At 61.7% G+C, this 20,778-nt stretch carries 19 protein-coding genes and 1 pseudogene; 6 read left to right on the top strand and 14 right to left on the bottom strand.

Going from position 1 to position 20,778, the window contains the following annotated elements:
* Window positions 1–45: 45 nt before the first annotated feature.
* The 3 genes from paaD to paaK are packed head-to-tail and all read left to right on the top strand — an operon-like array spanning window position 46 to window position 2,931.
* On the top strand, window positions 46–504 hold the full coding sequence (gene paaD / locus AC1Q61_RS05755; RefSeq protein WP_047269445.1) for a 1,2-phenylacetyl-CoA epoxidase subunit PaaD: 459 nt from the start codon (window positions 46–48) through the stop codon (window positions 502–504).
* Window positions 505–508: 4 nt separating this feature from the next.
* Window positions 509–1,588, top strand: a complete 1,080-nt coding sequence (gene paaE, locus AC1Q61_RS05750; RefSeq protein WP_064075006.1) for a 1,2-phenylacetyl-CoA epoxidase subunit PaaE — start codon at window positions 509–511, stop codon at window positions 1,586–1,588.
* A 41-nt stretch (window positions 1,589–1,629) separates the two neighbouring features.
* Window positions 1,630–2,931 (top strand): phenylacetate--CoA ligase PaaK, encoded by a 1,302-nt coding sequence (paaK, locus tag AC1Q61_RS05745; protein ID WP_007730627.1) that lies wholly within the window; start codon window positions 1,630–1,632, stop codon window positions 2,929–2,931.
* 2 nt (window positions 2,932–2,933) lie between these two features.
* Here the strand turns inward: paaK and AC1Q61_RS05740 are convergent, their stop codons facing one another.
* The 10 genes from AC1Q61_RS05740 to lepB all read right to left on the bottom strand — a co-directional run bounded on the left by AC1Q61_RS05740 (window position 2,934) and on the right by lepB (window position 11,208).
* Window positions 2,934–3,557, bottom strand: a complete 624-nt coding sequence (locus AC1Q61_RS05740; protein ID WP_042446415.1) for a LysE family translocator — start codon at window positions 3,555–3,557, stop codon at window positions 2,934–2,936.
* Between the two features lie 92 nt (window positions 3,558–3,649).
* Window positions 3,650–4,843 carry a globin domain-containing protein gene (locus AC1Q61_RS05735; protein WP_492651186.1) on the bottom strand — a complete coding sequence of 398 codons (1,194 nt, stop codon included), beginning with the start codon at window positions 4,841–4,843 and terminating at the stop codon, window positions 3,650–3,652.
* Between the two features lie 31 nt (window positions 4,844–4,874).
* Window positions 4,875–5,324: an RrF2 family transcriptional regulator gene (locus tag AC1Q61_RS05730; protein ID WP_003943059.1), complete on the bottom strand. Its 450-nt coding sequence runs from the start codon at window positions 5,322–5,324 to the stop codon at window positions 4,875–4,877.
* A 119-nt stretch (window positions 5,325–5,443) separates the two neighbouring features.
* Window positions 5,444–6,574 carry a galactokinase gene (galK, locus tag AC1Q61_RS05725; RefSeq protein WP_477994339.1) on the bottom strand — a complete coding sequence of 377 codons (1,131 nt, stop codon included), beginning with the start codon at window positions 6,572–6,574 and terminating at the stop codon, window positions 5,444–5,446.
* Window positions 6,574–7,674, bottom strand: coding sequence for a galactose-1-phosphate uridylyltransferase (galT, locus tag AC1Q61_RS05720; RefSeq protein WP_070385020.1), 1,101 nt, complete (start codon window positions 7,672–7,674; stop codon window positions 6,574–6,576). Before galT ends, galK begins: the two co-directional genes overlap by 1 nt.
* Window positions 7,671–8,297: an SMI1/KNR4 family protein gene (locus tag AC1Q61_RS05715; RefSeq protein ID WP_046379467.1), complete on the bottom strand. Its 627-nt coding sequence runs from the start codon at window positions 8,295–8,297 to the stop codon at window positions 7,671–7,673. The genes galT and AC1Q61_RS05715 overlap by 4 nt, the downstream gene beginning before the upstream one ends.
* A 21-nt stretch (window positions 8,298–8,318) precedes the next feature.
* The gene (locus tag AC1Q61_RS05710; RefSeq protein WP_019745748.1) at window positions 8,319–8,903 is read right to left on the bottom strand and encodes a TetR family transcriptional regulator; all 585 of its coding nucleotides are present in this window, start codon (window positions 8,901–8,903) and stop codon (window positions 8,319–8,321) included.
* On the bottom strand, window positions 8,900–9,949 hold the full coding sequence (locus AC1Q61_RS05705; protein ID WP_492651187.1) for a saccharopine dehydrogenase family protein: 1,050 nt from the start codon (window positions 9,947–9,949) through the stop codon (window positions 8,900–8,902). Before AC1Q61_RS05705 ends, AC1Q61_RS05710 begins: the two co-directional genes overlap by 4 nt.
* 55 nt (window positions 9,950–10,004) lie before the next feature.
* Window positions 10,005–10,358 (bottom strand): glyoxalase superfamily protein, encoded by a 354-nt coding sequence (locus AC1Q61_RS05700; protein WP_003942961.1) that lies wholly within the window; start codon window positions 10,356–10,358, stop codon window positions 10,005–10,007.
* Between the two features lie 106 nt (window positions 10,359–10,464).
* Window positions 10,465–11,208, bottom strand: coding sequence for a signal peptidase I (gene lepB / locus AC1Q61_RS05695; protein ID WP_042446389.1), 744 nt, complete (start codon window positions 11,206–11,208; stop codon window positions 10,465–10,467).
* Between the two features lie 427 nt (window positions 11,209–11,635).
* On the opposite strand from lepB, the pseudogene AC1Q61_RS05690 reads away from it, so the two are divergent.
* Window positions 11,636–13,122: pseudogene (locus AC1Q61_RS05690) on the top strand (anion permease).
* A gap of 3 nt (window positions 13,123–13,125) precedes the next feature.
* On the opposite strand, the gene AC1Q61_RS05685 reads toward AC1Q61_RS05690, so the two are convergent.
* From AC1Q61_RS05685 to AC1Q61_RS05675, 3 genes are read right to left on the bottom strand one after another with little or no spacing between them, the layout of a single operon-like run.
* The gene (locus AC1Q61_RS05685) at window positions 13,126–13,875 is read right to left on the bottom strand and encodes a succinate dehydrogenase/fumarate reductase iron-sulfur subunit (RefSeq protein WP_042921559.1); all 750 of its coding nucleotides are present in this window, start codon (window positions 13,873–13,875) and stop codon (window positions 13,126–13,128) included.
* Window positions 13,872–15,824: a fumarate reductase/succinate dehydrogenase flavoprotein subunit gene (locus AC1Q61_RS05680; protein ID WP_042446381.1), complete on the bottom strand. Its 1,953-nt coding sequence runs from the start codon at window positions 15,822–15,824 to the stop codon at window positions 13,872–13,874. The genes AC1Q61_RS05685 and AC1Q61_RS05680 overlap by 4 nt, the downstream gene beginning before the upstream one ends.
* Window positions 15,825–16,574, bottom strand: a complete 750-nt coding sequence (locus AC1Q61_RS05675; protein ID WP_007730765.1) for a succinate dehydrogenase cytochrome b subunit — start codon at window positions 16,572–16,574, stop codon at window positions 15,825–15,827.
* Window positions 16,575–16,730: 156 nt separating this feature from the next.
* Here AC1Q61_RS05675 and AC1Q61_RS05670 point away from each other — a divergent pair, with 156 nt between their 5' ends.
* Together AC1Q61_RS05670 and AC1Q61_RS05665 are read left to right on the top strand one after the other, a co-directional pair.
* Window positions 16,731–18,059 carry a lipase family protein gene (locus tag AC1Q61_RS05670; protein ID WP_064113668.1) on the top strand — a complete coding sequence of 443 codons (1,329 nt, stop codon included), beginning with the start codon at window positions 16,731–16,733 and terminating at the stop codon, window positions 18,057–18,059.
* Window positions 18,056–19,312 (top strand): Tat pathway signal protein, encoded by a 1,257-nt coding sequence (locus tag AC1Q61_RS05665; RefSeq protein ID WP_208690149.1) that lies wholly within the window; start codon window positions 18,056–18,058, stop codon window positions 19,310–19,312. The genes AC1Q61_RS05670 and AC1Q61_RS05665 overlap by 4 nt, the downstream gene beginning before the upstream one ends.
* A gap of 52 nt (window positions 19,313–19,364) precedes the next feature.
* On the opposite strand, the gene AC1Q61_RS05660 is transcribed toward AC1Q61_RS05665, so the two are convergent.
* Window positions 19,365–20,741, bottom strand: coding sequence for a spinster family MFS transporter (locus tag AC1Q61_RS05660; protein WP_003942962.1), 1,377 nt, complete (start codon window positions 20,739–20,741; stop codon window positions 19,365–19,367).
* Window positions 20,742–20,778: the final 37 nt, after the last annotated feature.

Genomic DNA, 20,778 nt, shown 5'->3' with positions numbered 1-20,778 from the left:
TCTTCCGCTACTGTCTCTTCGGCGCAGGAGATCGTCGCCTCGGTGATGGATCCGGAGATGCCACTGTTGACCTTGGCCGATCTCGGCGTCATCCGATCGGTCGACGTCGAAGCGAACTTGGTCTGTGTGACAATCACTCCCACCTATTCCGGGTGTCCGGCGATGGCGACGATGCGAGACGACATCGAGCACAAGCTGACCGACGCGGGGTACGGCAGCGTCCAGATCAAGACTCAACTGTCGCCGCCTTGGAGTTCGGATTGGATCAGCGAAGAGGGGCTCGCGAAACTTCGGACGGCCGGGTACTCGGTGCCGGGGGCCGCGCCGCGTCGCACCTCCGGCCCGATCGCCTTGACCTTGACGGCCAAGCCGCGCGACATCCTGTGCCCCCAGTGCGGTTCGGCAAACACCAGACTGAGTTCGGAATTCGGTGCGACCCTGTGCAAAGCGCTCTATCGCTGCCTCGACTGCCTCGAGCCGTTCGATCACGTGAAGGAGATCTGAACAGATGAGTACTGCAACGACGAACCGGAACAAACCATTTCACCCGTTGACGGTCGCCGGTGTCGAATCACTGTGCGACGACGCAGTTGCCGTCACCTTCGACGTGCCTGCCGATATCGCCGATCAATTCGACTTCGGCGCCGGGCAGTCACTGACACTGCGGCGGATGATCGACGGCGTCGAACACCGTCGCTCCTACTCGATCTGTGCACCGGTAGGGGCGTCTCCACGGGTGGGGGTTCGCGAAGTGGCAGACGGACTCTTCTCCTCCTGGTTGGTGCGAGACGTCAAGGCCGGGGATCGAATCGACGTCCAGGGCCCTTCGGGCAATTTTGTCGCCGATCCGGCATTGGGTGGACGGCACGTTCTGATCGCGGCGGGCTCCGGAATCACGCCCATGTTGTCCATCGCTGCAACACTGCTGGTGAACCCCGAGGCCGATGTCACCCTGCTGTACGGGAACAGGCGCACCCGTTCGGTCATGTTTGCCGAAGAAATCGCCGACCTGAAGGACCGGTACGGTGCACGCCTGGACGTTATTCATGTTCTCTCTCGCGAGCCGCGCGAGGTCGAGTTGTTCTCGGGCCGTCTCGACGCCGACCGGTTGCGCGAGATCTTCATCTCTCTCGTTCCGTGCGACCAGGTCGACGGCTTCTGGTTGTGTGGTCCGTTCGGGATGGTCAACGACGCCCAGGAAGTACTGGCCGGCTTGGGAATTGCCAAGGATCGCATCCATCACGAGCTGTTCTACGTCGACGACGTCGCGCCGCCGGTCGCGGTGCATCGTGAGCCCGGAATTGTGGGACCAGGCAGCGAGGTCACCATCACGCTCGACGGTCGATCGACCACCGCGACACTTCCGCGAGACCAGTCGATTCTCGATGCAGCGGAACAGTACCGATCGGATCTGCCCTTCGCGTGCAAGGGCGGGGTCTGTGGAACGTGTCGCGCCAAGGTCACCTGCGGTGACGTCGAGATGCGCAGGAACTACGCACTCGAAGACTACGAAGTCGACGCGGGTTTCGTATTGACCTGCCAGACCTTCCCTGTCGGTGAACAGATAACAGTCGATTTCGACGCCTGACCGCCCGCACAGCGCCCTCACTGAGCCCACCGGAGACAATCATGACCGAACTCGTCACTGCTACTTCGCAAGAAATCGAATTTGCCAGTCGGGACCGCATTTCGACGCTCCAACTCGAGCGGATGCAATGGTCCCTGATGCACGCGTACACCAATGTTCCGCACTACCGCAAAGCTTTCGACGACGCCGGCGTCCACCCGAGCGACTTGAAGGATCTGAGCGATCTCGCGAAGTTTCCCTTCACCACCAAAGCGGATCTACGTGAGAACTATCCGTTCAAGATGTTTGCGGTGCCACAGGACCGGGTCTCGCGAATTCACGCGTCTTCGGGGACCACCGGTCGCCCGACGGTGGTGGGGTACACGAGCAACGACCTGAACAACTGGGCCGATCTCATCGCGCGCAGTCTCTCGGCCGGCGGCGTGCGGTCTTCGGACAAGGTTCACGTGGCTTACGGGTACGGTCTGTTCACCGGCGGGTTGGGAGCACACTACGGTGCGGAGCGCTTGGGCTGCACGGTCATTCCCATGTCCGGTGGCATGACCGAGCGGCAGATTCAACTGATCGAGGACTTCGAGCCCGACGCCATCATGGTGACTCCGTCGTACATGTTGACCATCGTGGATGCGATGATCAAGAAAGGCATCGATCCCTCGAAGACCTCACTGAGGGTGGGAGTTTTCGGAGCGGAGCCGTGGACCGAACAGATGCGTACCGAGCTGGAACAGCAACTCGACATGCATGCGGTCGACATCTACGGACTCTCCGAGATCATGGGCCCGGGTGTGGCAATGGAATGTGTGGAAACCAAAGACGGGCTCCATATCTGGGAAGACCACTTCTACCCGGAGATCATCGATCCGGTCACGGGCGAAGTGCTGCCGGACGGTGAAGAAGGTGAGCTGGTTTTCACCTCTCTCACCAAGGAAGCGCTGCCCATCATTCGCTACCGAACCAGGGACCTGACCCGACTGTTGCCGGGTACGGCGCGCTCGATGCGTCGGATGCAGAAGGTCACCGGCCGGACCGACGACATGATCATCCTGCGTGGGGTCAATCTGTTCCCCACACAGATCGAAGAGCTGATCCTGACCGTCCCCGCCCTGGCACCCCAATTCCAGTGTGTGCTGGAGCGTCCGGGCCGGATGGATACTCTGACAGTGCGCGTCGAGGCTCGTCCTGACGCGGCAATTTCCGATCATGCGGCAGCGTCTTCGGCGTTGCAGAAGCTGGTGAAGAACAAGATCGGTGTCACGGTCGAGGTGAGCGTTCTCGAACCCGGCGGACTCGAACGCTCGATCGGCAAAGCGCGTCGTCTGATCGACCAACGTCCGAAGGACTGAAACTACTCCAGGGCCATGCGGGTGGCGAAGATTCCGAGAATGCCACCAGCTAGCCATTTCTGAGCCCGCATCCACACCGGACGCGCCATGAGGAAGGTCGACACGGCTGCCGCACAGCACACGATCAACGCGTTGACGGTGACTGCGACCAAGATCTGCACGCCGCCGAGGACGAGTGCCTGTTGCCAGACCGGACCCGCAGTGGGATCGACGAACTGGGGGATCAGGGCCGCGTACATCAGCGCAATCTTGGGATTGAGCAGATTGGTGGTCAACCCCATCCCGAACAGACGGCCGCTACCGTGGCGGTCGACCTCGCCCACCTCGAAAGCGGACTTCCCACCTGGTCGGAGGGTCGACCAGGCGAGATAGGCCAGGTACAGGGCACCACCGATTTTCACCGCGGTGAACACCGTTGGTACGGCGAAGAGAACCGCCGTCAGCCCTGCACACGTGGCGGCGAGGTAGACCAGGAAACCGGTTGCGACTCCGCCGAGCGAGATCAAACCCGCCCGGCGGCCCTGGCTGATGCTGCGGGACACCAGATAGATCATGTTGGGGCCCGGTGTCAGAACCATCGCCAGGGCGATCAGCGCGACTCCCGTCATCGACGCTGACGTGATCATGTCGGTCTCCCACTACTCGATGCGTATGTTTCGTCGAGTACACAAGGGTTTGCAGTCGCGCGCCAAGGTCCAGTTCGCAGGCAGTGGTCCGCTCAGGTGTTGGCCCAGCTGTCGGGCCCGAAGACCTCGTAGTGGATATTCTGTGCCGGGACGTCCCTTTCGAGCAACGATGCGCGCATCGCCAACATGAACGGCATCGGCCCGCAAAGGAAGGCTTGGGTATCGGGCTCCACTGCAATACCTTGCAAATCCGCCCGTCCTTCGTGAACCGATCCGAACGCAACGTGCGTGCCGAGATCCTCGTACCAACGGTGCAGGGTTGCGGCGGGAATCTGGTCGACGAGTGTGCTGAGTTCTGCGCGGTGCGCGTGATCCGCAATGGATCGATCCGCATGGATGACAGATACCGAACGGTCAGCACCGGTGTCCACGAGATGATTGAGCATCCCGATCATCGGTGTGCAACCGATTCCGGCCGACGCGAGCAGGAGCGGTGAGTTGTCGTCCGGCATGGTGAGATCGCCGAAAGGTGTGGTGACGGAGAGTTCTTGACCTTCGAATACGTTGTTGTAGAGGAAGTTCGACACTTCGCCATCAGGAGTGCCGGAGATTCGCTTGACGCTGATCCGCCAGTCTGCGCTGCTCGGTATCGAACACAGGCTGTATTGGCGGATCTGGCGAGCGCCGTCGGGCAGCGTAACCCCGACCGAAAGATACTGTCCGGGCGCGAAGGTGGGGAGTGCACTGCCGTCTAGCGAAGTGAGCGTCAGTGAGACGGTATCGGCGGACTGAAGAACTCGTTCGCTGATCCTGACCGTGCGCCAGACGTCACCGGCGTCGACGCCGGCGAGTTGGTAGAGGCCACGCTCCATCGTGATGAGGGTTTCCGCCATCATCCAGTAGACCTCGTCCCAGGCTGCTGCGACGTCGGGAGTGACTGCATCGCCTAGTATTTCGACGATCGCGGCAAAGAGGTGTTCGTGCACGATTGCGTACTGGTCGGGCGTGATTCCCAGCGACGCATGCTTGTGCGCGATACGTGAGAGTATGAGATCGACCTTGGCGCTGTCCGGCTCGAGCTGAAGCGTCGCGAATGCCGCGATGGCGCCGGCGAGAGCCTTCTGCTGTTCGCCCTGTTTCTGATTGCCGCGATTGAACAAATCACGTTCGAGTTCAGGATGTGCGTCGAACATCTTGCGGTAGAACAGGGTTGTGATATCGCCGATGGCGGCGCCGACCACGGGAAGGGTGGCGCGAATGACCTCGGTTGACTGTGGGGAAAGCATGAGCTGCTCCGTTCGGTCGAAATTCGATTGATCAGCCTGCTTCGTCGCTCCGGGTGGTGAGGCGTAGCAGGACAGTTTTGGACGGCTGCCGGATGACGTCTTCGATCGTGACCGCGTCGAGTGAAACGAAAAACGCTTCCTGTGCTTCGCGCAAAGCGCTCCGAAGGAGGCAGCCGCCGCGAAGTGGGCACGGTTTGTCGCCTTCGCAGTCGACGACTTCACCCGGGCCTTCGAGGCGTCTGGCCAGCCAGCCGATGGTGGCGGTGCGGCCGAGTTCGGTGATGGAAAGCCCACCGCCGCGACCACGCCTGGTTGTGACGATGCCAAGCTCACCGAGCCGTGTAACCACCTTGGTGGCATGGGAGTACGACACGTTGAGCTGCTGCGCAACATCCCGGGTGCTGGGGGAGGCATCCGCGTCGAGTACGGCCAACCGCATGACGACGCGCAATCCCAGATCGGTGAACTGCGTCAGTTGCATGACCTGAACCTACATAATTCGCATCTGAGATGACTATTTATGTGAGGGGGATCTCGAGGGGTCCCAACCAGGGCGAACGGTACGTTCGGCGCCTCCAGTGCGCTGAACGTACCGTTCGCTCAGAGGCGGGCGGCCGAACCCCCGGCAACGACGTCGAGAAAGTGGGGTGCTCGCCAACCCCGCGCCGCAAAGTCGCGGCTCACCGACGCGATGACCTCCGCATGACTTCCTTCCGGAACCAATGCGATGGCCGAACCTCCGAATCCGCCGCCGGTCATCCGCGCACCGATCGCGCCGCCGCGTCGTGCTGCGGCAACGGCGACGTCGAGTTCTTCACACGAGACCTCGAAGTCGTCGCGCAACGACGCGTGGGAGTTGTCGAACAGCTCGCCGACGTCGCTGAATCTGTTGCTGCGCAGAAGCTCTGCGGTCTTCCGTGTCCGTTCGATCTCGGTCACGACGTGCCGTGCCCGCGCCCGGAGGATCGGGTCTCGCACTGTCTCGGCTTGGTCTGCAGTAGCCTCTCGCAAGCTGCCGACGCCGATAGCTGCTGCTGCATCGACGCATTGAGAGCGTCGCAACCCGTACTGTCCGTCTGCGAGCGAGTGTTTGACCCGAGTGTCGATGACGATCAGTTCGTACCCCGCACCGTGGAGTTCGAAAGGGATGGGTTCGGTGGATCCGTCCAGGCAGTCCAACAGGAGCGCAGTCGAGGGTCGGGCAAAGAGGGCAATGGATTGATCCATCCCGCCGGTTGGTGCGCCGACGCCGTCGTTCTCCGCCTGGATGCATATCTGTACCAGCTCATCGCGGGTGAATGGTGAATCGTGAAGTTCATTGACGGCCAACGCAACCGAACAGGTGAGGGCAGCGGAACTCGACAGCCCGGCCCCGACCGGTACCGACGAGTCGACTGCCAGATCGATTCCTCCGAGCGGGAGGCCTCGGCGCGCAAGAGACCACAGAACGGCTGTGGGGTAGGCGGCCCATCCTGCTGCGATGTCGCCGAGGGGCCCGGTGTATGTCTCGTCGGATTGCCGACTGTGCACGCGGACGACCCCGTCGCTGCGCAGTGCGACGGCAACCAGCGTTCGCTGCTCGAGAGCGACCGGTAGGCACAATCCACCGTTGTAGTCCGTGTGTTCACCGATCAGGTTGACTCGACCGGGTGCCGCCCAGGCTCCGGTTGCCGGATAGCCATGGGTGTCGTGAAACTGTTGGAGCACAGATGGTTTCGAGACGGTATCCACTATTTCAACTCCCGTAGGCGGGCCGCGACTGCCTCGGGAATGGTGTCGTTCACCCAGGCGCCCATGGCGGACTCGGACCCGGCGAGGTATTTGAGCTTGCCTGGTGCGCGCAAGATCGAGAACAGCTGAAGATGCAGTCGACCCAGAGGTCGGTCGATGCGGACGGGAGCTTGGTGCCAGGCCGCGATGTACGGTACCCGATCGACGCCCGGATAGAAGCGATCGATACGGCGCAGGAGATCTTGGTAAACGACCGCAAGCTCTTCGCGCTCTTGGTCGTTCAACGAGGGAAGGTCCGGGACGTCTCGGTGCGGTGCCAGGTGAATCTCGATGGGCCATCGTGCGGCGGTCGGGACGTAGGCGCTCCAGTGATCGCCGTCGTAGATCAACCGGGTCCCGTCCTCGCGCTCGAACGCCAGAACATCGGCGAGCAGTGAGCGACCGGTGCGCTCGAAGTGTTTGTCCGCCTGCGTCAACATCGATCGGGTGCGTGACGTGACATACGGGTATGCGTAGATCTGTCCGTGTGGATGGGTGAGTGTCACCCCGATTTCTTCGCCGCGGTTCTCGAAGCAGAACACCTGTTCCACAACCGGATCCGCCGACAACTCTTCGGTCCGAGAAATCCATGCACCCACAATCGTACGCATGCGTTCGAGTGGAAGCTCGGCGACGGACGCCGTGTGATCGCTCGAGAAACACATCACTTCGCAGTGGCCGACAGCTGGGCGATCGCCCACACCGTCTCCCGGACTGTCAATGGCTTCCTCGGGTGCCGCTGCAAAGCTCGGAAACCGATTCTCGAACACCGCGACGTCGTAGTCTCCGTCGGGTATCTCTGTGGGCGTGCGTGTTTCGTTGGTCGGGCACAACGGGCATTCGGCGGCGGAGGGGAGATGTGTCCGTGTCATGCGATGCGAAGCCATGGTGATCCACTCCCCGGTGAGAACGTCGAACCTCATCCGAGACGAGTGGTCGAGAGCCGGCAATTCGCGGGAATCTCGCGCAGAGTGGGCGCGGGTACGGCCGGCATCGTCGAAGTAGAAGATCTGACGCCCGTCGGCGAGGGTACGACGGGTCGGATCCTGCTTGGGTGTCATGCGTCGACTTCCCATTCCAGAACACCCTTGCTGACAACGGGTTTCCACACTCCGATCGTGGATCCTGTTTCCAGCGCTGCGGCATGGGCGCCCAACATGACCGAGATGGACGCCCAGATCGGACCGCCGTTGTCAGTGGCGTCCGACGCATACTCGGTCACGCAATGATGGAGTGCGCCGTTGCGTGTGTCCACGAAGTAGTGGTACTCGTCCAGCCCGGCAAAGGGAACGAACGAGGGGATGAACATGGTTGCGGTAGTGCCTGCGTCGCGTTGATCGTGTCGATCCATCTCGTCCTCGGCGTAGAGGTCCGGATTCTCGTAGATCGTCTCGTCCCACGTTTCGAGCAGAGTGAGTCGAACTTCGGTTGCGACGTCGATGGGGTAGAAGAACTTGTCGGGAAGCACGCTGCCGAGAAAGAGCCCGGTCCGGTCGTCGTGGGTCAGGCTGCCGTTGTGCACCCGATACAGCTCGCGAAGTTCCTGGGGCCACGTGACGCCGGTCGACGCTTCGAATTCCTCGATAACGGCGTCACCGAGCCCTGGCTGAAACGCTGCAGCCGTCACCGGTGCGTGTGTACGGCACCACGCTTCGATTCGGCTCCATTCGTTTGCAACGCTCATGGGCTTTACGATACGTCCGAGTCAGGACCCGTGAATCAGGTACTGCAGTGTGTCCACGAGCTTTCGGTCCGAAGCCTCGGACTTTCGGCCGGTGATTCCCGATCGGAGAATTGCGGAACCCTCGAGCAGGCTCACGATGGTCTGCGCTGCCGCGCCCAGGTCCGCCGCATCCAGATCCGGTTGTGCACACGCAACAGCGCGCTCTACGTGTGCGATGTACTGCGCGTAGAAGTCTCGAACCACGACCGCCACTTCTTGGTCCGCCGCCGCAATGGCCCATACTTCGACGTACAGACGCACCGTGGCCTGGTCGTCTTGTTCTCCGAGCAGGACTCCGATGAAGTGTTCGGATTCCTCACGGGAAAGACTCTGATCCGTATCCGTGACGACGGCAAGGCGATCCAGTGAGCGGGTCAATGCCCGTGACATGACTGCGCGGATGAGATCTGCACGGGTGGGGTAGTAGTGCTGCAGGTGCCCCACCCGCACTCCGGCTGCGGCTGCGAAATCGCGCATCGCCGAGTTGGCATTGCCCTGCGTGGCGAGGACCTGTTCTGCTGCGTCGAGAAGTGCTTCCGCGCGGGCGGCGCCCTTGGAGGGGGTCATGCCCGCAATACTGCCACCCCGAAGCTCTCCAACTCGGAGACGGTGCGGCGCGGGTTCGGAAGCGACTCGGGGAAAGCGATTCCAGGCTGGGCATCGTCGGCCAAGGCTCGTCTGACGGCCAGCGCGCCGCCCACCGCGGTGAGGTGAGCCTGGCCCTGCCGGTCGACGATTGTCGCGCTTGTCGTGCCGCTCGGGCCGGTGACATCGATGCGTACTTGCGCGCTCCCGCCCTTGCCAGGCGAGTACAGGAGTCCGCGTCGTAGCGGTGTGAAGCGGTCGCCGCGACCCCAACGGAACAGACCCACCTTCTTGGCGGCGAGCAGCGCAGTTGTGGATGCATGCGAACTGAAACCTATTCGAGTGCTGGCAGTTTCGGCGCCCAAGGTCATGGGGAACGTGAATTGTTCCGGAGTGTCGATTCTTCCGACCTTGGTGCGCGATCCGGGGAAGTCGACCCAGCGAGTATCCGTCAACGGGCTGACGGTGATCGGGTTTCCTTGCTGCATCACCTCGAAATCCTGGCCGAGGCGATCAATGAAGTCGACGGAGTCGAGCCCGGCAATGTCGTTGACGTCGTAGCGAATCGAGACGTCGATCGTGCTCGCGCCACCCAGTTCCTCGGCCAGCGCTGCGGCGACGACATTGGTTACTCCGCCCATCCATCCAGACGACAGGTACACCGGTGCGCTCGGCGACTTCTGACCCGCCAGAGTGGCGGCGCGAGCGACGCGGGTTGTCCAGCGGGTGATGTCCACGTACGGAATGCCGGCCTCGACGGCGGCGGACAGGACACGATCGTGGGGATCGTTGACCGTCGAAACGACCGCGCGTACGGACGCGTCGAAGGGTGTCGGGTCGAGGAGGTCCCAGCGGCGGACGGAAGCGCCGTGACGGCCGGCCAGTTCGTCGCCTCGCTCGGGGGTGCGTCCGGTGAGGAGTAGTGGGAAGTCGGGGGCGAGCAACGCTGTCAGGGCGCTGCCCACGGTTCCGTATCCGCCGGCCACGAGGATCGGGCCGTCGGCTGAATACTGCAATGAATCGGTCATGCACCTAACTCTAGGTCAAATGACCTAAAACGTCGAATGGGGTTCTTTCCGCTGCTCAGTCCCGGTGTCGCACGATGTTGACGACGTTGCCATCGGGTGCCCGGACGAGGAATCGGCGAACACCCCACTCTTCGGTCGTTATGGGGTGCACGATTTCGTAGCCGAGCCTGCGGGCCTCTTCGTAGGCGCCGTCGACGTCGTCCGTGTGGACTGAGATGACCGAGTCCTCGGCTGCAGTGGCGTCGTGCGTGACGAGCTGTACGTTCGCGCCGGTGTCGGGAGAGGTGTAGCGAGCGACCCACCCCATGTTGAACTCTTCGGTGCTCAGGCCGAGAAAGTCGGAGTAGAAGCTCTTGGCGGTTCCGACATCGGCGACTTTGAGATTGGCGGTGATGCGTCGAGCGCGCATGTGGTTCTCCTACCCTCGGTAACAGATGCGCTCGATGATCGTCCGAAAGCGGAGCCATGTCGACTGTGCCGTCCGAAGATGCGGGCCGCCTGGTTGATTCGATCTGTCACTGCGGATCGAACGAGCTCACAGTTCCCCACCGTGAGAAGGGAAGGACGATCAATTGAACCTTGCCGATGACATTGTCGATCGGCACCGTTCCACTGTGTTCGTCATCGAGATGGAAACGTGAATCCTTCGAATGGGCGCGGTTGTCGCCCATCACCCACAGGTTCCCGTCGGGAACCGTGACCGGCCCGAAATACCTTCCTTGACAAGAGGTATCGTTGCCCGGAATGCGCTTGTCGATGTACGGCTCGGTCAGCGGCTTGCCGTTCACCCGAAGCCCCTCTTCCTCGGACAGACACTGTACGGTTTGGCCACCGACCGCGACTACCCGCTTCACGAGGTCGTTTTCGTCCGGCGGGACCAAGCCGACGATGGACCCGAGTCCCTGAAACGCGCGAACAATCGAATTGTCGGATCGAATGGATTTGTACTCGTCGTTCCAGGACTCGGGTCCCTTGAACACGACCACATCCCCAGGTTGCGGATCCCCGAATCGATAGCTGATTCTGTCGACGAGGATCTTGTCTCCCGTGCAGCCGGTGCATCCGTGAAGTGTCGGTTCCATGGACTCCGACGGGATCAGAAAGATGCGTCCGACGAAGTTCTGAATGACAACACTCAGGACAAGTGCGACGACAACGAGGATCAGAATCTCACGCCACAGTGGACGTTTCCTCGGGTGATCGGCCACTGCCGATTCAGTGGAGTCGGTCGAGTCCTCGTGGGCGTCGGATTCCGTCACACTCCCGACAATAGATGGCGCAACCAGTCGTCGGCCCGATACGAATCTTCTCGGTTCGTGGGTCTGTCTGTCGGCTGACATGCTTCGGAATTGGATCACATCACGCGCGAAGATCCGGTCGAGATCGGCAATCCGCGCAGTCCTGACCCAAACATCGTGCCGACGAATACCTTTCGCAGAAGCAGGTTGAACAACTCTCCGAGATTCAAGCGTGCAGCACGCCGGCGCCTCTGTTGATCGATCGGCACAATCTTTTGCGAGAGATGGGCATTCTCCCACTGAAGCGTCGGTGCGAGACAGCGCCTCGTAAGGACGACTGTACTTCCGGGCAATTTCTCTCGAACTTGGATTGACCGCACGAAAACCTGATGTTTGGGGGACAATCATCTGGGGCGATCACCTGGGGCGACAAGTCGAGGAGATGCAAATGTCCGAGGCCAAATCCGAAAGCACTGAGTCTTTTTCTGAGACGACACCGCCGGCGGAGCCGTCGAAACAATCAGTGCTCAGGCGGTACTACCCGGCTGCGGTGCCCGTCGTCCTCGGCTTGATCATCTATTTCATGCCTGTTCCGGACGGTGTGGATCCCAAGGGCATGCACATGCTCGGAATCTTCGTCGGCACCATCGTGGCGTTGATCTTGCAGCCGCTGCCGACGGGTTCTGTGGCGCTGGTAGGCCTATCGATCGCCATGATCACCCAGACCGAGACGCCGACGGAAGCGTTGTCCGGCTTCAGTAACACCACGATCTGGCTGATTGTCGCATCGTTCTTCATTGCCGAGGGCTTTCTGGTCACGTCACTGGACTCGGCAAACGGGTTGCGCTCATGTTCGTGACCAAACTCGGCAAGTCGAGTCTCGGATTGTCCTACGGAATGGCGTTGACGGACTTGATACTTGCTCCGGCGACGCCGTCGAACACCGCCCGTGCGGGTGGCGTCGTCTATCCGATCATCGTCTCGCTGAGCAAGTTGGAGGACTCCAATCCCGAGCCCGAGGACTCTCGCAAGAAGCTCGGAGCATATCTGCTGCTCACGTCGCTGCAAGTCAACGTCGTGACCTCCGCGATGTTCATCACCGCCATGGCGGGTAACCCTGTGGCCGTCGATGCGGCTGCCAAGATCGGCATCGACATCTCGTGGGGCAAATGGGCGCTGGCAGCATCGGTTCCGGGAATTGCGAGTCTGATCGCGATCCCGTGGGTGATGTCGAAGATCTTCCCGCCCACGATGTTGAAGACTCCGAAAGCACCCGAGCAAGCCAGGGAGGAACTGCGCAAGGCAGGTCCGATCAGCCGCAACGAGAAGATCATGGCCGCCACCTTCGTTCTGCTGCTGGTGCTCTGGTGCCTGGGCTCGCAGCTCAACGTCAATGCCACTACAACAGCATTCGTCGGAATCGGCATCCTGTTGGTGACCAAGGTGCTGACGTGGAACAACCTGGTCCACGACACCGGGGCGTGGCAGACGCTCGTGTTCTTTGCCGTTCTGGTCGGTATGGCAAGCCATCTCGAAGAACTCGGCGTGATCTCGTGGATCGGAACCCAGGTCTCCTCGAGCGTCGACGGTTTGCCGTGGATCTGGGCTTTTGCGATCCTGACCTTGGTGTACTTCTACGCGCACTATCTGTTTGCGTCGAACACCGCGCAGATCGTCGCCATGTACGCGGTGTTTCTCGGCGCGGCGGTGGCAACCGGTGCGCCGCCGCTGTTCTCGGCCCTGGTATTCGGCTTCATCGGCAGCCTGTTCGGCGGTATCTCGCACTACGCGTCCGGTCCGGCCGGAGTGATCTACGGTTCCGGATACATCAAGACCTCGGAGTGGTTCCGAATCGGTTTCGTGATGAGCGTCGTGATCATCCTGATCTGGACGATCATCGGCGGCGCGTGGATGAAGCTGATCGGCGCCTGGTGACGATCAGTTGTCCTTGCGCCGCAATCCGAATCGCATCGATTCCTTGTTGACAGCGGCAATCGCGGTCAGCGGTATCTCCGCGGGACACACCTGCGCACATTCACCGTAGGTCGAGCACGGCCCGAAATCGGCCTCCATCTGGTGCGACATCGCTCGGGCCCGCTTGCCACGTTCGTTGCGGCCCTGCGTGACGAGAGACAGGTGGGTCAGTTTGGACCCGGTGAAGAGGTGCGCGGCACCGTTCGGGCAGGCTGCCACGCAAGCGCCACAGCCGATGCACGCGGCGAAGTCCAGTGCAGCTTCGGCACTTTGATGCGAGAGCGGCTGACTGTCTGCGTCCGGCGCGGTTCCTGCATTGACCGAAACGTATCCACCGGCTTCGAGCACCCGGTCGAGCGCAGAGCGATCGACGACGAGGTCTCGGACCACGGGAAAGGCCGCGGAGCGGAACGGCTCCAGTTTGATTCGGTCACCGTCGGAGAAGCTGCGCAGGTGCTGACGGCACGTGGGAGTGTTCGCAACCGGCCCATGGGGAACGTCGTCGACGGTGATGCCACAGGACCCGCAGATCCCTTCTCGGCAGTCGGAATCGAAGGCGATGGGTTCGTTGCCGCTCTCCACGAGTTGGTCGTTGAGTCGGTCGAGGAGCTCCAGCAGCGACATCTCCACCGTCGCGTCGTCTATTTGGTAGGTGTCGAATGCGCCGGACGACTCAGGTCCGGATTGGCGCCACACGTCCACGGTGATTTTCATACGTAGTTCCTCGTCTGCAGTGGAACAGCGGTGAAGGACAACGGCTCGTCGTGTCGAACGTGTCTGCCGTCCTGGGCGGTTTCCCACGCGGAGACGAAGCACCAGTCCTGATCGTTTCGCTGCGCTTCGCCGTCGGGAGTCTGATGTTCGGCACGAAAGTGCGCTCCACAGGACTCGTCACGATCGAGAGCATCGACGCACATCAGTTCGGCGAGCTCGAGGAAATCGGCTACCCTGCCGGCCCTTTCCAACTCCTGGTTGAACTGGTTTCCGCTGCCGGCAACTCGCAGGTTCGACCAGAAATCGGTTCGCAGTGCGCGGATTTCGGCGATCGCCTTGGTCAAGCCCTCGGCCGTTCGGGTGACACCGCAACCCGCATAGAGGATCTCGCCCAGTTGTCGATGGAACCTGTCGGGGCCGTGTGTTCCGCCGACCGAGAGCAGCAGGTCCACCCGACCCCTCACGTCAGTGAGCGTCGACGTCACAGCGGGATCGGACAGTTCGAGTGGAGTGGATCCGAGTAGCGGTGCAAGATAATTCGGAATCGCGTACGGGAGGGTGAACCAGCCGTCGACGCATGCCGAGAGCAACGAATTGGCGCCGAGGCGGTTGGCCCCGTGGTATCCCCAGCCTGCCTCACCACCGACGAACAAGCCGGGGATGGAGGTCATCTGGTCGTAGTCGTTCCACAGTCCTCCCATGGTGAAGTGGGCTCCGGGGGCGATGCGCATCGGCACCGTATAGGGGTCTTCGCTGGTGGCGTCGCGATACATCGAGAACAGATTTCCGTATCGCTCCTCGATGGTCTTGCGGCCGAGCCGTGCCAACGCATCGCGGAAATCCAGGTACACACTGTTTTTCAGAGGGCCGACGCCGTGACCGGAGTCGATTTGCTCGCGGGCGGCCCGTGAAGAGACGTCGCGGGGAGAGAGGTTCCCGAACGCAGGATATTTGCGCTCGAGGTAGTAGTCGCGTTCGTTTTCGGGAATGTCGCCGGGCTCACGATCGTCTCCGGGCTTGGCCGGTACCCAGATCCGGCCGTCGTTGCGCAGGGATTCGCTCATCAGAATGGTTTTCGACTGCCACTCGGAGTTGACGGGAAGCGCCGTCGGATGGAATTGGATGAACGAGGGTGAAGCCATCAACGCACCGCGTCGGTGCGCTCGCCACGCGGCCGTGGCGTTGGAATTCTTCGCAAGTGTGGACTTGTGGAATACGGTTCCGTAGCCGCCGGATGCCAGTACGACGGCATGGCCTGTGGTGGCGCCGATCTCACCGGTCACGAGATCGCGTGTGATTATCCCTTGTGCTCGCCCGTCCGAAACGATGAGATCGAGCATCTCGGTTCGGGTGTGTAGGTTGACCGTTCCGGCTGCGATCTGACGTTGCAGTGCCTGCGACGACGCTATCTGCAACTGCTGGCCTGTCTGCCCGCGCGTGTAGTACGTGCGCGACACCTGAACGCCGCCGAAGGATCGGGTGGCCAGAGTGCCGCCGTACTCGCGAGCAAACGGTGCCCCGATGGCATTCATGTGATCGATGACGCGTACGGATTCTTCGGCGAGACGGAAACAGTCGGCCTCACGGCCCCGGAAATCACCGCCCTTGACGGTGTCCTTCACGAAGCGGGCGAGACTGTCGTTGTCCACTTTTCGAGCGCGAGCAGCGTTGATGCCTCCTTGCGCGGCGACACTGTGTGCACGGCGGGGTGCATCGTGGAAGGTGAAGGACTCGACGTGGTAGCCCAGTTCACCGAGGGAGGCGGCGCAGGCCGCGCCGGCGAGGCCGGTACCGACGACGATGACCGTGAACTTGCGCCGGTTGAGTGGGCTGACGAGCTTGTAGTCGAGTTTGCGAGTGGGCCAGGCCGTCGCCGGATCGCCGGCCGGGACCTTACCGTCCACCGGTGTCCCGATGCTGCGCAGATCGTCGAGTTCGAAGCTGTTCACTTATGACGCTCCTGTCTTCGAGATGGCGCCGGTCATGACCGCGATGGGGATCGACATGTTTCCGACCATCACGACGAGCGCAAAGATTCCGGAGAGTGCAACGCCAATCTGGCGCAGTCGTTGGCCGGTCACGCCGAGATCGTTGACCGCGCTCCAGAGTCCGTGCGCGAGGTGCATTGCCAGCAGAGCCATCGCGACGATGTAGAACGCTGCCACCAGCGGACGCTCGAAGCTGGCAATCAGATTGTCGTATGCGTAACTCTGTGTGCGCGTGGCCGCTTCGTACTCGCTGCTGCCGATGGGTCGGGTTCCGGTCGTGAGGTCGAGTATGTGGAAAATGACGAATAGCAGCAGCACAGCTCCGGTGACGGGCATCGTGCGCGCTGTAAAGGACTTGATTCCCAGACCTTTACGTCGAAATTTTCCTCGAGCTCGGCGTCCGCGGACGGTGAGCAGCCAGGCACACCAGACGTGTGCGACCAATGACGCGAGCAAGACGATGCGAAGAATCCACAGAAGTCCCTCGTAGGGCAGGAAGGGTTCGAACACCGTTCGTAGCCAGTGTGCGTAGTCGTCGAAGTGATCGGCACCGGTGTAGACCTTCAGGTTTCCGATCATGTGAACGAGAACGAAAGCGGCGAAGATCAGTCCTGTCACGGCCATCAGAATCTTGCACGTGATGTTGGACGGCCGCGCTCGAGCTTGGAGTGAATCGCCGGTAGCTCGCGATACACGGGTCGGAGCACTCACAGACAAACCTCCCACGCCAGACTTGCCGGACAGGTGCCGTCAGCCTAAGCCCGATCGAGGTTTTCGGCCAACGGATGGGTGCCCGACTTGTCTGTTAATGCAGGTGAATGGGAGTGTAGGGGTGCTCATTACCCGAAAGTAAGGAACTCGTGAACGATGTTTGACTCGACGTGGCGACGGTGGTCATGGCGCGCCGGAACGGCATCGGCCCTGGCAGTGGCCTTGTTTGCGGTGGGGTCGCCGGCTGGCGCGCAGGAGACCGTCGACCTGGCCGACGTGTTCAACCCGTTGGTCGTGAAGGCACTCCAAGGCGCTGACATTTCCACCGAATTGACTCCACTCGGGCTCTCGTCCGATGATCCGTGGTTCGACGAACCTGAAATCGAGCCGGGTACCGCCCCCGGCACACTTCTCAAAGCGCGTCCGGTCAGCGTGCAGGTCTACCAGGTCCGTCCCGACGTGGTCTCGGCTCACCAACTCATGTACACCACCACTGATCACTTCGGTCGGCAGGTGATCAGCACCGGAATTCTGATGATTCCCGAGGACGGAACTGCGCCAGGTGATCGCAAGATCATCGGATACGCCGAGGCGAACGACAGCCTCGGCGCGAACTGCGCACCAAGTCACCAGTGGACCGGCGGCAATCAGAGCGACCCGGCGATGTTCTCGGCGCTCGGCCCGGTGGCTCAGATGTTCGGCCACGGCTGGGCAGTGATGATGAGCGACGTCGGCAACGACGGCGACACTGCTCCCCATCCGTTCTCGATCGGACAGTTCTCAGGGAAGGCAACGCTCGACGGCGTTCGGGCAGCACTCGCGCTTCCGGAAGGCGGCCTCGAATCAGACACCCCTGTCGGCATCTACGGTGTCGCCGGAGGCGGTGTCGCAGCGGGCTTTGCCGCGGAACAAGCCCATGATTATGCGCCGGAACTGAACGTCCAGGCCAGTGCCATTCAGGCGATGATGATCGACCCCGCAACGTTCGAGGAAACAGCGGCCGGTGGGATCGGTTCCGGATTCGTCTTCTCGAGCATTCTCGGATTCGACGCGGGCTACCCCGACGTTCGGCTCGACGATCATCTGACTCCGATCGGTCACAACGTCGCCGCAGCCTTCCGCGCGTCCTGCCAGGCGCTCTACCTCGGACTCCCATTCGTTCCGTTCGACGTCCTACTCACCAACCCTTCGCCCCGAACGATCCCTGCGCTGGCCGCGGCGTACGCGGACAACACGTTGGGAAAGCAGGCGCCGGCTTCCAAGCTTCTGATTTCTTCCTGTGAGGACGACTTTCTCGTTCCCTTCAGTGAGGCAGAGCACTTGGCGCAGACATATCGAGCAGACGGCGGCAACGTGGACCTGCTCCCGTCGCAGTGCGGGCCGCTCGATTACGTGACCAACCTGTACAAGACGGTGACCGATCAGCTGGGTATGCAGGACATCGCCTGGCTGGCAAAGACGTTCGACGAAGCCGAGGGACGATGAGCTTGCGGAAGTCTCTGACGCGCAGGGATTTTGCGCGCACGGTTCTCGTTGCTTCGGCAGGTATCGGCGGTGCCGTCGTACTGGGAGGCAGGGCGTCCGCGGGTACTGGTGAGCTCGACAGGTACCTCGACCTGGAAGCAGTGAACGCAAACGCCGAAGCCACGGGCGGCCTGCATCCTTCTCTGCCATCGGATTCCGCGACGCTGCGGTCTTTGGTGGATACCGCCCGAGCCTCGGGAGTGGATCCGCATCGCTATCAGACACTGCTCAAGCAGTACTGGCTCGCGGTCGGGACGGAGTCGGCAGGTATCGATCTCGCTACGTGGACTCCGTTCGACGGTGTGCACGCGAATCTCGGAAACCTCACCAACACTTTCCAGTTCTACGAGCGACTCCAGCTCGAGCATCGAGAGCTGCAGTGGGCAGGTATGGGAGGAATGGTCGGGCCCGCTTTCGCCGGTGGACTCCTCGACTTGGACTACGGGCGGGTTGTGCTGGAAGTCCAAGCGATCAGCGAGGCGATGGCACTGGTCTGGCGAGAGATCGACCGCATCGGGTCGCCGGTTGCATCGTCGATGGGAGCACCCGAGGACATTGCGGCACTTCTCGAGGTCGGCCACGAGATTCGCCCCGAGGACGTGATGTGGTTCCAGGGGAAAGTGATTGCGATGAGCAAACACATCTTCTCGGACCTGATTCCCATGCACATGGCGTGGGTTCACGACGGTGTCGACGGCATCGCCGAACTCGATCGCGCAGGGCTGCTCGACGAGAACGCCCGTATCGCGTGGAACAACATTGCCTCGGGGACACCGGAATCGGTCTTCGACGGCAATGTGCGTCTGCTGCGAAGGGAGCAGTACCAGTCGGTGGGTGATCAGTGGGACGAGGCGAAGGCCTACCGCGGCAGTGTTGGTCGCTCGTTGACCTACCTGACCACCTTCGCCGCATCACCGTCGATGCCTGGCGTCGTGCCGCCACGCGAGTCGAACCCGCTCTCGTTCGAGGTGGGCAATGCTGTTGTGCAAACGCCGCTTCCGGACTTCAACTGGGCGGACCGGGACGGTCGTTGGACCTACATCAACGGTCAGCTGCTCCCGGTCTACAACAACCTGATGAACAATCAACCGGAACTGTGGCGAGCGACGCTGGCCGCGCCCGTCTCCGTTCGGATAACCGAGCAGCGAATGATCGCTCGCTTGCCGGACATGTTGCGGTCCATGTTGTCGACTCTGGCGATTACGGTCAACTGAACTCGGCGGTGGCGGGGCCTCAGGGTCCCGCCACCGCCCGTGAACTTGTCGGTCAGGCCTGGCTCAGCTCCGCTTGCATGCGCGCGGAGTCCTTGCCGACAGTGCGGGTAGCCAGGTAGATGAATACCGCGGTGAGTGCCAACATGATCGGCACGAGATACATGGCCGAGTTCAACCCGTCGCCGGCGTACTGAGCCAACTTCCCGGTACCGGCATCTGCAAGTGCACGCTTGGCGAACCAGTCCGAGATCGCTCCAACGGCAACCGGTCCGGAGAATCCGCCGAGAAGGTACATGGCAGCGAAGAACAGCGCCGTCGCAGTGCCGCGGAGCCTGGGAACCACGACGTCGTGAATGGCAGGGTAGACGCTGATGTAGAAGCCGTAGGCCAGAAGCCACCCGGCCGAGAACAAGAGCGTGAACATCACGACGTTTCCGCCGTGTTGCAACAGTGCCAGCGCCGTCAAAGGTGCCGCCAATGCCGAGGTTCCGACACCGATCATCAACCGTGCGCGTGGTGAGCGTGCGCTGGCCTTGTCAGCGTAGCGAGCGCCGAGAAGCAATCCGATCAGGCCCGTGATTCCGACGATGATGCCGGTGACCGATGCCGCCGCAGTCAGTTTCAGGTGGTACTGGCGCATGAGCAGCGGGACGACAAACGAATTCACTGCGTAGGCGGCGAAGTTGAACGTCAGCCCGGCAAGGATGAGCCAACGAAGCGTGGGAATTGCGAGCAGACGACGGATCGGGCGGGTGATCGGTGCCTGTGAAACAGCGGCTGCGCGGGCCTCCGGACTTTCGGAACCACCACGAACCGGATCTGCCATGCGGTAGAGCACGACTGCAAGCAGGACACCGGGAATCGCCGCGAGGAAGAACGGTGCACGCCAGCTGTCGAATGCCTCGGCGATCTTGCCGACGGTGAAGTAGGCGAGCATGAGGCCAATTGGCAAACCGAGCATGAAGACACCAAGTGCGCGTGAGCGTCGTTCTGCCGGGTAGATATCACCGATCATCGAGTTGGCTGCAGGTGTGAAGGTCGCTTCGCCCACACCGACGCCGAGACGCGCGAGGATGAACAGCACATAGCTGCCGGCGGCACCGGTTGCTGCCGTCAGTCCGCTCCACACCAGGAGTCCGATCCCGATGATCTTGGGACGGTTCTTCGTGTCGGCCAACCGGCCCAGAGGCAGTCCTGCGACTGCGTAGACGAGGGTGAATGCAGAGGTGATCAATCCCAATTGCAAGTCGCTGAGCGAAAACTCGTTCTTGATCGGCTCGGCAACGACTGAGGGGATCGCCCGGTCGAAGAAGTTGAGCATGTTCGCGAGAAACAGGGCGACGAGTGTGCCGCCGAGAAGTTTGTCACGTGTTCCGACAGGGGCGCCGTCGACGGACGGCAGCGGCGGAGCGTCTCGTTGAATTGACATGATTGTTCCACCCTTTTCGCGAGTGCTGAATGAATTG

It is taken from the genome of Rhodococcus sp. MPR-R1B, from assembly GCF_058793255.1.
Note: the sequence above shows the minus strand (reverse complement) of the source record. Positions and strands in the feature narration are given on the sequence as shown.

What these genes read in the sequence shown, in the direction of transcription:
- paaD (WP_047269445.1), top strand. Translation starts at nt 46, where the DNA reads ATGGATCCGGAGATGCCACTGTTGACCTTGGCCGATCTCGGCGTCATC.
- paaE (WP_064075006.1), top strand. Translation starts at nt 509, where the DNA reads ATGAGTACTGCAACGACGAACCGGAACAAACCATTTCACCCGTTGACG.
- paaK (WP_007730627.1), top strand. Translation starts at nt 1,630, where the DNA reads ATGACCGAACTCGTCACTGCTACTTCGCAAGAAATCGAATTTGCCAGT.
- AC1Q61_RS05740 (WP_042446415.1), bottom strand. Translation starts at nt 3,557, where the DNA reads ATGATCACGTCAGCGTCGATGACGGGAGTCGCGCTGATCGCCCTGGCG.
- AC1Q61_RS05735 (WP_492651186.1), bottom strand. Translation starts at nt 4,843, where the DNA reads ATGCTTTCCCCACAGTCAACCGAGGTCATTCGCGCCACCCTTCCCGTG.
- AC1Q61_RS05730 (WP_003943059.1), bottom strand. Translation starts at nt 5,324, where the DNA reads ATGCAACTGACGCAGTTCACCGATCTGGGATTGCGCGTCGTCATGCGG.
- galT (WP_070385020.1), bottom strand. Translation starts at nt 7,674, where the DNA reads ATGACACCCAAGCAGGATCCGACCCGTCGTACCCTCGCCGACGGGCGT.
- AC1Q61_RS05715 (WP_046379467.1), bottom strand. Translation starts at nt 8,297, where the DNA reads ATGAGCGTTGCAAACGAATGGAGCCGAATCGAAGCGTGGTGCCGTACA.
- AC1Q61_RS05710 (WP_019745748.1), bottom strand. Translation starts at nt 8,903, where the DNA reads ATGACCCCCTCCAAGGGCGCCGCCCGCGCGGAAGCACTTCTCGACGCA.
- AC1Q61_RS05705 (WP_492651187.1), bottom strand. Translation starts at nt 9,949, where the DNA reads ATGACCGATTCATTGCAGTATTCAGCCGACGGCCCGATCCTCGTGGCC.
- AC1Q61_RS05700 (WP_003942961.1), bottom strand. Translation starts at nt 10,358, where the DNA reads ATGCGCGCTCGACGCATCACCGCCAATCTCAAAGTCGCCGATGTCGGA.
- AC1Q61_RS05685 (WP_042921559.1), bottom strand. Translation starts at nt 13,875, where the DNA reads ATGAAAATCACCGTGGACGTGTGGCGCCAATCCGGACCTGAGTCGTCC.
- AC1Q61_RS05670 (WP_064113668.1), top strand. Translation starts at nt 16,731, where the DNA reads ATGTTTGACTCGACGTGGCGACGGTGGTCATGGCGCGCCGGAACGGCA.
- AC1Q61_RS05665 (WP_208690149.1), top strand. Translation starts at nt 18,056, where the DNA reads ATGAGCTTGCGGAAGTCTCTGACGCGCAGGGATTTTGCGCGCACGGTT.
- AC1Q61_RS05660 (WP_003942962.1), bottom strand. Translation starts at nt 20,741, where the DNA reads ATGTCAATTCAACGAGACGCTCCGCCGCTGCCGTCCGTCGACGGCGCC.